Origin of the sequence: Arenibacter sp. ARW7G5Y1 (assembly GCF_003201775.1) — a bacterium.
GTDB lineage: Bacteria > Bacteroidota > Bacteroidia > Flavobacteriales > Flavobacteriaceae > Arenibacter.
The window spans coordinates 68,497-83,096 of the sequence record NZ_QJJZ01000005.1; the positions used below are offsets into that span (position 1 = coordinate 68,497).

Here is a 14,600-nt window from a genome sequence, read left to right on the forward strand (position 1 = left end):
ACAAATTTATTGACAACTAAAATTAGAATGAATAACGAACAAACCGCAATACGAACAACTTATTTCAGCATAATTGGGAATACTGCTTTAGCCTTAATTAAAGGACTTGCGGGATTTTTTGGAAATTCTTATGCTTTAATTGCAGATGCGATTGAATCGACAACGGATATTTTTGCTTCATTTTTAGTTTTATTAGGTTTTAAATATGCAAAACGACCAGCGGACGAAAATCATCCCTATGGACACGGCAAAATTGAGCCATTAATTACCTTTGGAGTTGTTACATTCCTTGTTGTTTCTGCCACAATAATCGCCTATGAAAGTATTCAAAACATTCAAACACCTCATAAAATCCCGAAATCTTGGACTTTGATTGTGCTAGGTCTAATAATAGCTTGGAAAGAAATCTCATTTCAAATTGTAATTAAAAAAAGTAAACAAACAAATAGTTCATCATTAAAAGCAGATGCTTGGCATCATAGAAGTGATGCCATAACTTCGGTAATGGCCTTTATCGGTATTTCGATAGCAATCATATATGGAAAAGGTTATGAAACAGCAGATGATTGGGCTGCCTTATTCGCTTCTGGATTCATTTTATATAATAGTTATTTAATATTACGTCCAGCTTTAGGAGAAGTTATGGACGAACAACTTTATGACGAACTGATAATTGAAATTAGAGAAAAATCAACAGAAGTTCAAGGTGTTTTAGGAACAGAGAAATGTTTTATTAGAAAATCCGGAATGAAATTCCACGTGGATTTACACGCAATTGTGAATAATGAAATTTCGGTAAAATCTGGTCACGACATTGCTCATAAGTTAAAAGACCATTTACAAAAAGAAATACCGAATTTAGGACACATACTAATTCATATTGAACCGAATTAATAAAAGCAATATATTCATAAAAATTGTCTATTCTGATAAGCAAAGAAAAGTTACTAATCTTTCCTATCCGTTTTAAAACCAATTCGTTCCCTGTTATGCTGTTCAATCTGTACCTTGTCCTTTTGCAGTAAATAATTCAAAGCCTGATGAATGTCCTTAAATTTGATATTCATTTCTTTTTCAAGTTGGGCTATATGTTCTTTAAGGTTGCTATAATCTGTAAGATGCTGCCGTAACGCTACAAATGCACGCATAATAGATATATTTACGTCAATGGCCTTGTCGCTGTTAAGTACGCTAGAAAGCATTGCCACGCCCTGTTCGGTAAAGGCAAACGGAGTGGCAGGACTAAATTTAATGTTCTCTGGAAGGTTGTCACAATTTGTGATAACCTCTTTCCACTCATCTTTTGAAAGCTGAAACATAAAATCATCGGGGAAACGTTTAAGATTACGTCTAACCGCTTGTTTTAGTACTCTAGTTTCTACTTCATAGAGTTCAGCAAGGTCAAAATCAAGAATAACTTTGTTTCCTTGAATATTATGGATTTTATTTTTTATTATAGATAGTTCCATTGTATTTTTAATTAACTGGAATTATGAATTTTGAGAAACCACTTTAGAGATAGATTCATTTTCTATCTCATTGAATTGAGCCCTTAATTTTTGCATATCATCACTTACTTTACGTTCAATGACTTTAGCATAAATTTGGGTTGTAGATATTCGGGAGTGACCCAACAATTTTGAAACCGTCTCAATGGGCATACCATTACTTAATGTAACCGTTGTAGCAAATGTATGTCGGGCAATGTGGAAAGTAAGGTTCTTTTTAATACCACAAACATCAGCAATTTCCTTTAAATAAGAATTTAGTTTTTGATTTGAGATTTTAGGAAATATACTTCCTTGTGATATTGATTTACGGTTGCTCTTGTATTTTTCAACAATTTGCATCGCCTTTGGCAACAAAGGTATTCGTATGGGCTTTGTCGTCTTTTCCCGTTTGTAATAAATCCAAAGTTCGCCATCGATGCCAATACAGATATTATCCGCAGTTAAATGGATGACATCGATATAACTTAAACTGGTATAGCAACTAAAAACAAACAAATCCTTTACCAATTCCAATCTTGGAATGCTAAATTGTTTATTTTCTATCTCTTGAAGCTCTTCGAGACTTAAAAAGCCTCTTTCGTTTTTAATGAATTTAGATTTGAAATTGATAAATGGGTCGCGTTGAATCCAACCCAATTTAAACGATAAATTTATCATCTTTCTAAAACGCTCGATATGCTTCATTACGGTATTGTTGCCCATTGGCTTTTGATGGTCTTCTGGTATGTAGTCCCGGAGATATTTCTCAAACTTTATGATAAAGTGATAATCAAGTTCCCGTAAATAAAGGTCTGTGGTCTTATAGGATTTCGATAAAAATTTGGAGATATAACTCTGTGTAGTGTAATAATTTTTTTGTGTTCCCCACTTTAATTTGTTTACCATATCTTCATTATGGTAATTGATAATATCTGTAATGGAACGATTATTTTCGTCATTACCGAAATATCGAGCCTTAACGACCTGTGCGGTAATCAATTTATGCTCATTCATTAAATCGCGATAACATTTAAACAGATGATTGTAAGTTTCATCTAAATAACTGTTTAGAATTCTTGATTTCTGATTTGTTCCCCGAGCTCTGTTTTTATGGACATCCCAATCAGACACTAAAACTTTTCGTTTTAGACTGATGGTAGCTCGCTTGCCATTTACCGTAATTCTTGCGTAAATAGATGCTTGGTCATTTTTTGCCCTGGAGAAGTCCGCCCAGAACAAAATACTGAAGGTGGTAGATGTTTTCATTATTTCGTCTTTTAGTTAACAATAATTCGTTGTTATCAGACGAAAGTCAAATCACTTATAAAGATACATTTATTTATTGATTAGCAGACCGTTGGTCATAAATCTGGTCAACACTTTTTGAAATTTTAATTTGTTATCCGATTTGTTGACATTTTTAATCAAAACATATCAATTCTTATGATATTCTTAAAAACAGAAAAACCTGAAAATCATACGATTAACAGGTTTTTGTTATAGATTGATACTATAATTTGTCGGGGTGGCAGGATTCGAACCTGCGACCTCCGCGTCCCAAACGCGGCGCGATAACCGGGCTACGCTACACCCCGAAATGGTCATCTATAAAACGTTTTGCTCCTCTCTTTTTTATTTTACGCTCCAAGACCAATGCCTCAGATCGTGATAAAACTTCAATTTGCAAAATAATTTCCAAGGCGTCCCACTCTTAGTAAAAGGAACTACTCCTTGATTATGTCTTTTTAATCTTCTTTCAATATCAGCAGTTTGACCTACGTAATATTTTGAACGTTTCTCGCTATATAAAATATAAACGAACATATGTACTATCTTTCTTCGGGTGGTCACGCCCAAAGCGTGACGACCTCCGCGTCCCAAACGCGGCGCGATAACAATGCCTTGGGCTTTGCAAGCCGGGCCAGACCTGCCACGCCATCAGCGTGGTACACCAAGAACATTTAATAGAACCGAATATTTCAATGGGAAAATTCAATCCTATTTTTTGGGACTGCAAATATAGCATAATCCTTGGAAATAAAAAGATATGTTACATAAAAAAGGACACTAATATTTTTAGTGCCCTTTTCATGGAAAATACAGGTAATAATTCCGTTATCTATACAGGGTGAAGTGGCCCATAAACTGCTGCTTATCCTCGTCATTGGCATTCACTTCATACCAATAATCCCCAGAAGGTAAGGCTTTGCCATCATAATTACCATCCCACCCGGATACCTGGTCCAAAATAGCCACTACCCTACCATATCGGTCATAAATCTTAACCTCCAAATTAGGGAAATAGTCCCTATTGTCGGGAAACCACTCATCATTCATATTATCTCCATTCGGAGTAAAGAAATTTGGTACTACCAACATACCCGTAAATTTAAACGGAATGGATATTGTAGCCTCGCAACCCATACGATCTACAACTCTCACCGTAACATTGGTATCTTGGTTGGACAAAAACACATTTACTGCACCATATGAGTCCCCTTGGAAAAAATATTCGTAATCGCCAAAGCCTCCAGTCGCTGTTGCAGTAACCTCATTTGGACCTGTTTTTATGGCTGTCAAAGTCAATGGTTCATACGCATCCACAGTAAAGTCAACTGAAGTAGCACAACCATTTTCATGATATATGTAAACAGTATGATCGCCTGCCGGCAAATCTCCAAAAACAGTTTGGGTATTGGCCAAGGTCATATCGTCCACATCCAAGGAAAAGAGCAATCTAGGCATTAAACTAGTATCCGTCATTCGAATGGTAACCGTGCTATTTGGGAATATTCCCTCACAACCGTATTCTACAACAGGCTCTGCACTTAGGTCAACACCTATCATAATGGGGACAACAACATTTGTTTCACACCCCATAGCATCCCGAATGAAGACCACATAGGTTTCACCGCCCATTAAATTATCAAAAAACAAGGTATCGTTTCTCTCAAATACTTCATCTCCAACAGAGTTTGGCCCAATAATCCTTGTCTCATAATATTCCACTCCGGTAAGTATGTCCACAAAGGGTGTACCACCCATCATGGTCAACTGTGCAGAACCATCAGCTGCATTGATACATGTCTCCGGAGTGGTATCTACATTGGCTACCACCAATTCCTCCGGCTCCGTAATGGTTACTTCCTGCAAAATATTACATCCCAACTCGTCCTGTACTATTATCTCGTAGGTTCCAGGAGGTAAATCCGTAAAAGTAAAGGAATTTGGATTCAAAGGATCTTCCCCTTCAAAGAACTCACTTAAGGTATCGGAGATGGAGAAACGAATCTTTCCTGTACCACCACTGGCTTCAATAATGACCTGACCATCTACATCCCCATAACAACTAACAGGTACCATTTCCAAACGATCCAAAATCAAAGGGTCTTTGGGAGTTATCAAAATTTCCTCGGAAATAGCAGTACATCCCAAACTAGTGGCATAGACATAATAAGATCCCGGTGGCAAATCCCTAAATATACCCGAGCTTTGAGTTCCCCTCACAATATCAGCTGCAACAGGGGGCCTTGGAACTCCAGGGGTTCCACTATCCAATACATTGTTTACCAACGTATAAATGTAGTTCCCTACCCCTCCAAAAGCCTCAGATCTCACAATACCGGTGGGTTGTCCTGCACATTTAATATTGGCATCTACCAGATCAAGGGCTATAACCAATGGTAAAGCAGGATCAAGGTTAATTTCATTCGATTTCTGTTCTGGACAACCATTGCCATTTTGTACATCAAATTGATAAGGACCTGGATTAAGATTTACATCGGGTATAATAATCTCAGTGGTAATTACATCAATTCCACCAAAAGAAACAAAAGGATCAGTAGTACCCGACCTACGATAGAAATACTCCATTCCAGCAACTGGATTTGCAATAGTCAATTCCATACGGCCCTCATCCCCACAACCAGGTGCCAAAGTCTCCACAAGATCGGCATCTACGGGCAATGGATCTTGGATAAAGACTGGTAGGGTAGTAAAACTACATCCCCAACCGTCATAGACCACTATAGTATAATTTCCAGTTGGAAGGTTAGGGAATACAGCAGACTCCTGTAAACCACTGGTATTTACAATATTGCCCAATGCATCCAACCTATTCAACTGGAATAGATATTCCTCGCCATCCCCATTAGTATCCTCACCACCGCTTACATTGTAAGCTTCAATTATTCCGTCATTTGATCCAGGGCAGAGTAATGGCTGTACAATTCTAATATCGGCAGCAATCGGTACAGGTGGACTAATGATGAAATCCTCCATTACCACACACCCTCCAGAGTCACGAATACCTACACGATATGTACCGCTTATTAAATCGCTGAATACGTTATTGACAGAAAAGGAAGCAATCATAAGATAAGTCCCAGGAGCAGTTTCCAATTCCAACTGATATTCATAGCCTCCCCAGCCGCCATCGCCCGAAACCGTAATTTCACCCCTACCCGGGATAAAACAAGTTACATCCGCAGTTTGGGCCGGAGTGGGATCCAAAGGTCTATCAGGCCCGTGTACCGTTGTTGTGTTACTAACGGTATCACAAAATGGACTATCTACAGCCTCTACCCTCACCAATAAGTTCCCAGCGGGTACGCCTGTAATTATTTCAGGGGTATTTATAGGATTGGTCGTATCGAAACTACCGGTAACCCCTGTGCTGGTTTCAACGCCTGAGGCATCACGGGAAAATACTTCATAGTTATAAATACCGGTATAATTATTTAGTTCAACACTAATTTCCCCATCAGATCCATTAAAACAAGTTACTGGTTTCACCTCATTAATAACAGCCTCTATAAGGTTGTAGTCCGGAACATTATAAGTTGGCGTAACAAACAAACAGCCACCGTTTGCAATATCCCTCACGGCAAATATATAGTCTCCCGGTGTATCCAAATCCCAAACAATCCTATCGGCCCCACCGGTGAGTCGCTCTGGCTGTGAACCCAAAGGCAATATTTCAATGCCATAGTTTCCTGGCCCTTGGTCTATAATTATCTCTACATTACTTGCCATTACACCAGATCCCGAAGCATCGCAGGTAATAGGGTTAAGTTCGTTAAAGCTGAAGCTTAGCCCGGACGGGGGAGTCAAATTGACCGTGTCGGTAATTTCACAACCATTGTCATCCCTTATGGTTACAATAATAGTTTGGGGACCACCATTATCAATAATCTCAAAGGTATTACTACTCTGGAAATTGGTTCCATCAAATACCGCAGTTCCATCATTTATACTGTAAGTGTATGGACCCGTACCTGTCAATGTACCAGATCCGTCGCCATTGGTATCGGTATATGCTGTAATTATTGTTGTATTAAAAGTATTGCTGGACGGATTACAGGTAAATGGTGGTGCTGTTGCCACTCCCATTAATGCCGTCGGTTCCAAAATATTAGCAGGTACACGCGGCGATGTACACCCTCTGCTGGACACTACCTCAACTTCATAGGTGTCAGCCGTCAAATTATCGAAAATTGCATCGGCCTGACTCGTAACCAAACCTCCTCCACTGTCATACAAATTATAAACAAAAGGTCCGTCCGTAGCCAAAGCCGCTACCAAATCCACCGAAATACTGCCATCGGCACTTCCGAAACACGAAATGTCCTCGGTTAATATTGAATCAATAATTGGCTGATCTACCGTAATAATTTCTACTATCGCGGTATCTGTACAAAGTGTAGGGGTATTGGAACTTCTATCCGTTACGGTAATGGTATAATTCCCAGGAGGTAAGGCGGTAAACACTGGATCGTCCGATTGATTTACCACGAAACCGGCACCATCGTCCAAAACATAATCAAAATCCCCGCTGCCACCTGAAGTTACAACGGTAATAGAACCATCTGCATTATTACAGGAAGGCTCCGCCGTTGCACTGGCGGTTATGGAAAAGAAGTCGAACACCTCAAAAGTATTGGTTGCAGTACACCCGTTACCATCCCTTACCGTCATAGTATAAGTCCCTGGATTGGGGACAGTGAAAAGCGGGCTATCTTGAAATCCGTTGCCCATATCGTATTGAAAAGTAGTTTCCGGGGCCGGCCCACTGTTTAGTGGCGAGGTAACGGCTACATTATAGGAGGCCACTACAAAACACTGATTGGTAACATCAATGGCAGGTACCGCAGCTCCAGGATCTTCTGAAATGGTCACAGTTGTGAAAGAACTACAACCACTGGCATCCTGTACATATATATCATAATCTCCTGGAGACAGATCATAGTCCGTTGTTGCCGAATAAGCCCCGACTGGCGTTGTGGTAGGTACCACTGAAAATTGGTAAGGCCCTGTTCCCCCTACACCTCGTATCACCAAATGACCATCTGGATCAATACAATTGGCATTGGTATTACTATCAATGCTAACGCTTGGAATATCTTGAACTATGGATACCAATGCTTCACCCACACATCCACTGGTTAGGTCTTCGGCGAAGATCTGATAATTACCAGGGTTAAGAGCTGTTAGATCAGGATATGGTCCGGCAGATGGCATAATTGTAGGTGCCAAAATTAGATTTCCTGTATCGGTATCATATACTGTGATTTCTACGTTGACCCCAGAGGTACCGGTAACGTTATAGGAAATGGTTCCATTACCGGCAACATCACACGAAGCGGAAGTTGCGGTAGCATTTACAGTTAATGAAGGTCCTGGAATAGGATCTATCTGTTCAACATACCTACAACCCAAAGCATCAATAACTTCAACAAAATATGTTACTCCATATTGAATCTGTCCGGTAAAATCATGGGTATCCCCATCAACATTGGGTGCCCCCAAGGCTCCTCCAACCAAACCAATTTGATATGCAGGTGTTCCTCCTACAATATCTACAATATATGTAAAAGTAGTAGTACAATCTTGTGGGTCTGTTGTTGAAACAGGCACCAAATCGATTGTATTTTGATCAATGACTACCTCATCACGATCTTCACAACCGGCGGCATCATTTGTAATTACGGTATATGATCCCTGTGGCAGATTCGGAAAGTTTTCGGAGGTACTGGCTGTTGGACCAATGGTATTAAGAACAACTCCTGCGGCATTCACCAATGTATAGGTATAAGGTGATACGCCATTGGCAATTGCCGTAACATCTATAGACCCAAAAGTTGCCACCCCCGAACAAACTGCATCATTTGGCACCACTGTGGCGTCCACCCCAGGATCTGGTGCTCCAATCGTAAAATCAACATCTATAAAACACCCTCTGCTATCCCTAACATAATAGGTATAATTTCCTGGTGAAAGGTTCCCATAAACAGCTTGATTGGTATATGTAATACCATCAATACTATAGGCGTACGGAGCTACCCCTACCGTAGTATCAGGTAACAATTGCACTATCCCGGTATTGGGGTCATTACAACGTGGGTTGGTAACATCGGCGGTTGCCGCTATTATATCTGTTGGGCTTATGGTAACCACATTGGTTTCCACCACACAACCATTACCGTCCGTAATTTGGAACTGGTAAGTACCGTCACTTGGAGTTGTATAAATAAAACTACTTCCTGCAATAGGTGTAGTAGGTCCATATGCCCCTCCATTAAAACTGACTGCATAATTGGCATAGGGTGGATTTCCATTTCCGATATTGACTCGGATATCCGCATCACCTGCACCAGGTACCAGGCTACAAGTAAGTTCTTTTTGTATACTGACCGTAGAAGTAGTCTGTGCCCTTATATTCCTAACCACCGAATCCATACAGTTATTTCCATCCCTAACCTCAACAGTATGGTTGCCAGGGTTAAGACCACTAAAACTTGCACTGGCACCACCTGCTGCCCAAGGCCCATTGTCTATTCGGTATTCATAGTTCCCATCTCCTCCACTGGCATTGACCACCATGGTAGTGGCATTGGTACTATCAAAACAAAAATCAGAGGCTCCAGTGTCCAATACCAATGTTGGTGCTGTTAACATGGTAAATGTATAGCTAGCTGAAGCGGTGCAACCACCGCCATCTTCCACACTTATGGTGTATGGTCCTGAATCATCTGTTAAACCTGTGAAATTTGGATTGCTCCTAGGGCCTACAGTACTTCCGTTAGGCCGGGTAAGAGTATATTGAAATCCGCCCCACCCGCCGGAGGCATTCCCGTTAACAGCACCCCTATTGTTATTCTGACAACTCATATCCGTCCATATGGGAGCTATGGTCAAGGATGATGATGGCTCCGAAATAGTCAAGGTTGCCGTATCAACGCAATTGGTATCTTCATCCGTTACCGTTATAGTATAGGAACCAGCACTTAATCCACTTACAGAAACTATGTTGGAAGTCTGGCCGGTAACTACAGGATCGGCATCTATTTGATACGCATAGGTACCGCTAAATCCGTCCACTATAAAACGGCCTGCCCCATCGCTATCGCCAAAACAGGTGACATTGGTCAGCAACTGACTTGTAACCCCAATAGAACTTATATCGGTTATGGCGAAACTTTCTGTAAAACTACAACCAGCAGAATCGGTTACCCTAAAGGTATAACTACCAAGCCCTAAGCCGGTAAAGGTGTTGGATCCACCATTATTTACACTTGTCGGGGCTATAATTTCATAGGTACTTATAGCCGTGCCACCTGTTACCGCAAGGGAAACGGATGCCGTACCTGTGGCACAATCTATACTGGATACCGCAAAATCGATATCCGTAGGTTTATCCAACGGATTAAAAACAATGGCCGGTAAGGTGGTAACACAGCCATTCGCATCCCGTATCTGAGGGGAATATGTTCCTGCAGAAATACCATTAAAGACCGTATTGTTCAGAATGAAGCCAGATCCAATACTATACTCATATGGACCTACACCTCCGCTAACTCCTGAAAAAGTAATCTGCCCCCCACTTTCGTTTAAACAACTTGGGGTTTGGGTGGCGTTGGCACTTCCTAAAATAGTTGAAGGGGTCGCTATAGTCCTACTAACCGCCGGTGTGGTACATGAAAAAGTATCTTGTTGATACCTTATTACTATATCATAGTTCCCTGGTGCCAAATTGGAAAACACATTACTGTTCTGAAACGTACCACCATTATTAATACTGTACTCCAGATTATAACCGTTACTATTCGTTACATTTACAGTAATACTACCATTATTGGATCCACCACAGTTGGCGTCTATAGAACTAATGTTATATACTGGGGGTGGAATATTCTCAACATCCACAACAGCATTTTTAGTACACCCATTGTCATCCCTTACCACTATATTATACGTACCGGGACTATTTACCGTATGTGTGGTGGAAGTAGCGAAACTTCCTCCAAAGGCTCCTCCATTAACACTATATTCATACGGTCCCGTACCACCACTTGCATCAATGGTAATATCCACAGAAGTAGCACCACAGCCAAAACTGTCTGTGGCAAAGGCCGTAGCATCTACAGGAACAAGTCCTGCACCTATGGTAATTGGATTGCCATCAATAGTACTAATGGTTTGGGTACAACTGCTGCCCGCCTGAACAGATACCGAATAGGTACCGGCCCCGAGATTATTAAAGGTATGTGTGTTAGAACCATTTGGTCCAAAGGTGTTCATGGTAACACCATTTCTAATTAACCTATAACTATAAAATCCGGGTACCCCAGAAATGTCGATGCTAATACTTCCCTTATCACCACTACAGATGATATCTACCTTGGAAACATCTACCGTCATATCCACTGCACTTATGGTTACGGTTTGGGATGGAAAAACACAGGCACTTGGGGAAGCATTTTTTAAGCGAGTATATACCTGATAATTACCAGGTGTAGTTATATCAAAATACGGATTGTCCTGATAAGGGCCTGCAGCAGAATTAAGGCTGTATTCGTAGCCGGCAGGAACATTGGTAACCTCCACCCTGCCCGGATTTCCACAGATAATGTTTTGGGTACTAAGTTGGGGGTTCAATGGGTTTGAAGAAACCCTAAAGTAATAAAAGGCCCCGGATCCTACCCTTACTCGATATTCTCCCGCAACAGCGGGATCACTGGCATCAAGGAAATATGTTGCACTTGTTACTGCCGGCCCATAACAACTATTATCCTTTACAGGGCAGGTATCCGTTCCAACAAAAACACAGCTGGCAGAAAGTTTCTGCCAGGTAATGGTGCCAGAACCGCTTACTGAAATAGTTCTATCATCACCAGTTCCACATAGGAAAAATTTAGCCAAAGTACTACCGTCATTGGTACAGGTTACCTCTTCATTGGCGCCATTGATGATTGTAGCGAACATCATTGGACTTGAAATAGCTTCTATTTCAGCCTCTTTGTCGGTATTTATTTTTGAATCATTTCGTACGTTATTCTCCTGACTTTCTTCAACTACCGTTTCCGTCGAATTTATATTCTCGACAGCAGATGACACATCCGCGATAAGTTCGTAAACTATCGAGTTGGCCTTCGAGGCACTAAACACAATGCTTAGTGCTAACAGAAGTAAGGCATAATAGACATGCCGTGGTTTTTTCGGGAGCATAGATTAAGTAGGTTTTACAAAATACATTTGGACTTGGGGAAGTCTAAGTATATTCTTGGTGTATTAGTTTAAACTTATATTTTATATTTATCTTTAGCGTTCTAAGCTACATTATTAATTATTTAACGTTGAATTATGAAAAATAGTATCCCAATTATATTCATTGCCTTAATGTTTTTGAATTTATCTTGTGCACAACAATCTGAAAATGAGGTAAATAACATAGATAATCCACCGTTCACCACTGAGCTAATAATCGATGAACTACAACTACCGTGGGGATTTACCTTTCTTCCGGATGGTAGTATGCTCATCACGGAAAAGGCTGGTCAATTGATCCATTTTAAGGATGGCAAAAAAAATATAGTGGACAATGTTCCTCCGGTATATGTTAGGGGCCAAGGAGGGCTGTTGGATGTTGTCCTACATCCCGATTACGCCAACAATGGATGGATCTATATATCCTATGCTTCCGAAGAAGGTGATGAAAAGGGGGGAAATACGGCCATTATTAGGGCAAAGTTGAACAACAACAGCCTTACCGACACCCAATTATTGTACAAGGCCACCCCCAACACTACCAAAGGTCAGCATTTTGGTTCCAGAATCACCTTTGATGATAAGGGCTATCTATTCTTTTCCATTGGAGAACGTGGAGACCGGGACGTTAACCCCCAGGATATTACCAGGGATGGCGGTAAAATATATCGTTTAAACGCGGACGGGAGCATTCCTTCCGACAATCCTTTTGTAAACAACGAAGGGGCAAAAACTGCCATATATAGCTATGGACATAGAAACCCACAAGGTCTGATTAAAAACCCAATGACCGGGGAAATCTGGGACAACGAACACGGTCCACAGGGCGGGGATGAAATAAACATTATTGAAAAAGGAAAGAATTATGGTTGGCCGGTAATTACCTACGGTATCAACTACAGTGGCACCCCTATTACCGACAAGACCGAATTGGAAGGCATGGAGCAGCCAATACACTATTGGGTGCCATCCATAGCACCCAGTGGTATGGCTTTTGTTACCTCGGAAAAATACCCTGATTGGAAAGGTAATTTATTAATTGGCTCCCTAAAGTTTCAATACTTGGAAAGGCTTGAGCTAAAGGGCAATAAAGTTGTTTACAGAGAAAAACTAATGCCCAACTTGGGACGTGTTCGGGACGTTAGACAAGCCCCGGACGGTTTCATATACGTGGCCGTGGAAGGCAAGGGAATCTATAAACTGGTACCAAAAAAATAATACTTCTTTCTCACATATCATTATCCTAAAAAGTAACACATGAAGCTTTTGCTTTTAACTTATATTTCATCTATTTCCTTGTTAACCATTTTAATGTTCCAAGACAAGGAATTGGAGGAAAGCATTGAGAGAGGTGCGGATATCTATTCTGACTTTTGTATAAACTGCCATATGGCGAATGGGGAGGGTGTTGAAAAAACATTCCCTCCATTGGCAAAATCAGATTTCTTATTAAACAAAAGGGAAGAAAGTATTAGGGGTGTAAAATACGGCCAACAAGGTTATATATTGGTAAATGGAGTAGCCTATAACAACATTATGCCCCCAATGGGATTGGAAGATGAGGAAATTGCAGATGTCATGAACTATATCCTAAACTCTTGGGGAAATAAAAGTGACAGCATAGTAACCCCTGAAGAGGTTAGTATCAATGTGAATAAATAGTTCAGCCCTTACCCGCTTCTATGGCATTCTTTACAGAACCATATTTCTTTAATAGTTTCTCGGCCTCGGTGTAACCTATTTTTAATTCCTCAACCAAATATCGGGTTCCACGATCCACCAACTTTTCATTGGTCAGTTGCATATTTACCATTTTATTGCCCTTCACCCTACCAATCCTGATCATCAAAGCTGTGGAAATCATATTGAGTACCAACTTTTGTGATGTACCACTTTTCATCCGCGTACTTCCCGTAAGAAATTCGGGCCCTACGTTTACTGCGATCGGGATTTCAACGACTTGGGTCAAGGGAGATCCTGGATTATTGGTGATACATGCGGTCAGTAATCCATGGGAAGCCGCCTCCTTTACCCCTCCAATAACATATGGGGTAGTTCCCGATGCGGCTATTCCTACCACTGTATCGTTCTTGGTTATATCAAAAGCTTCCAAATCCTTCCAAGCCTGAACGGTATCATCCTCGGCATTTTCAACGGCCTTTCTAATCGCCACATCACCACCGGCAATCAGTCCAATGACATGATCATGGGACAATCCAAAAGTAGGAGGGATTTCCGAGGCATCCAATATACCCAAACGGCCACTGGTTCCGGCACCTATATAAAAAAGCCTACCACCTTTATCGAATCTTTCCTTAAGGGCATCCACCAGTTTGGTCACTTCCGGTATAACCAAGGCTACGGCATTGGCTATCAATTGGTCCTCCTTGTTCATATTCTTCAGGATGGTTGCTGTATCCATCAATTCCAGGTCCGTATAATTTGATGGTAATTCGGTTATTTTTTTATAATCTTGCATATTTTTTGGTTGGTATTTGATTTGACTAGTATTTTAAATGGGTTTAAGGTAAGTGGGCTTCCTTGATCAGAGTACATTTTATTAAT

At 40.7% G+C, this 14,600-nt stretch carries 8 protein-coding genes and 1 tRNA gene; 3 read left to right on the top strand and 6 right to left on the bottom strand.

The window, feature by feature from the left end; genetic code table 11:
* Positions 1 to 27 precede the first annotated feature (27 nt).
* Complete coding sequence (locus tag C7972_RS09050; protein ID WP_025743359.1) at positions 28 to 894, top strand: cation diffusion facilitator family transporter; 867 nt, start codon at positions 28 to 30, stop codon at positions 892 to 894.
* A 53-nt stretch (positions 895 to 947) separates the two neighbouring features.
* Here C7972_RS09050 and C7972_RS09055 read toward each other — a convergent pair whose 3' ends face one another.
* The 5 genes from C7972_RS09055 to C7972_RS09075 form a co-directional block, all read right to left on the bottom strand.
* A complete protein-coding gene (locus C7972_RS09055; protein ID WP_025743358.1) occupies positions 948 to 1,469 on the bottom strand; it encodes an ORF6N domain-containing protein in 522 nt (173 codons plus the stop codon).
* Between the two features lie 21 nt (positions 1,470 to 1,490).
* On the bottom strand, positions 1,491 to 2,756 hold the full coding sequence (locus C7972_RS09060) for a site-specific integrase (protein WP_025743357.1): 1,266 nt from the start codon (positions 2,754 to 2,756) through the stop codon (positions 1,491 to 1,493).
* A 254-nt stretch (positions 2,757 to 3,010) separates the two neighbouring features.
* Positions 3,011 to 3,085, bottom strand: a tRNA-Pro gene (locus tag C7972_RS09065).
* A gap of 37 nt (positions 3,086 to 3,122) precedes the next feature.
* Entirely contained in the window at positions 3,123 to 3,314 is a 192-nt protein-coding gene (locus C7972_RS24400) for a GIY-YIG nuclease family protein (protein ID WP_220020883.1), read from the bottom strand.
* Between the two features lie 291 nt (positions 3,315 to 3,605).
* Positions 3,606 to 11,996: a T9SS type B sorting domain-containing protein gene (locus C7972_RS09075; RefSeq protein ID WP_110355859.1), complete on the bottom strand. Its 8,391-nt coding sequence runs from the start codon at positions 11,994 to 11,996 to the stop codon at positions 3,606 to 3,608.
* Between the two features lie 135 nt (positions 11,997 to 12,131).
* Between C7972_RS09075 and C7972_RS09080 the strand changes: the two genes are divergently transcribed.
* Positions 12,132 to 13,253, top strand: a complete 1,122-nt coding sequence (locus C7972_RS09080) for a PQQ-dependent sugar dehydrogenase (RefSeq protein WP_110355860.1) — start codon at positions 12,132 to 12,134, stop codon at positions 13,251 to 13,253.
* 39 nt (positions 13,254 to 13,292) lie between these two features.
* Positions 13,293 to 13,697 carry a cytochrome c gene (locus C7972_RS09085; RefSeq protein WP_110355861.1) on the top strand — a complete coding sequence of 135 codons (405 nt, stop codon included), beginning with the start codon at positions 13,293 to 13,295 and terminating at the stop codon, positions 13,695 to 13,697.
* A gap of 1 nt (position 13,698) precedes the next feature.
* Here the strand turns inward: C7972_RS09085 and C7972_RS09090 are convergent, their stop codons facing one another.
* The gene (locus tag C7972_RS09090; RefSeq protein WP_110355862.1) at positions 13,699 to 14,514 is read right to left on the bottom strand and encodes an N-acetylmuramic acid 6-phosphate etherase; all 816 of its coding nucleotides are present in this window, start codon (positions 14,512 to 14,514) and stop codon (positions 13,699 to 13,701) included.
* Between the last annotated feature and the right edge of the window lie 86 nt (positions 14,515 to 14,600).